We start from the raw sequence: 431 nt of genomic DNA on the forward strand, positions 1-431 counted from the left end.
GCGAAAAATCTCATCAGACAGCTTAAAAATGTGGAACTCATTGAATTGGAAAAAGAAGAGGAATGCTGCGGGTTTGGGGGGACTTTTTCAGTCAAAGAGCCTGAAATTTCAGCGGTTATGGTCAAAGAAAAGATTAAAGACATAGAAAGCCGTCAAGTGGATGTGATTGTTTCAGCGGATGCTGGGTGTTTGATGAATATCAGCACCGCTATGCAAAAAATGGGCTCTCCCACAAAACCCATGCATTTTTATGACTTTTTAGCCTCAAGGCTTGGGCTTTAACATTAAAGAATTGTTTTAAGGAATAATCATGGAAAAATATCATAGCGACCAAGAATACGAAGAAATCATCACCGACCAATTAGGCGATATGCAACTAAGGGAAAATTTGCGTTCTGCAATGGATACCTTAAGGGCTAATCGTAAGAATT

At 39.2% G+C, this 431-nt stretch carries 1 protein-coding gene; it reads left to right on the plus strand.

Annotated features, from left to right (window positions below; translation table 11 throughout):
* Positions 1 to 282 (plus strand): (Fe-S)-binding protein (locus F8C76_RS19905; RefSeq protein ID WP_170284069.1); only part of this gene is annotated, 282 nt, incomplete at its 5' end.
* Positions 283 to 431: the final 149 nt, after the last annotated feature.

Origin of the sequence: Flagellimonas olearia (assembly GCF_009184425.1) — a bacterium.
GTDB lineage: Bacteria > Bacteroidota > Bacteroidia > Flavobacteriales > Flavobacteriaceae > Flagellimonas > Flagellimonas olearia.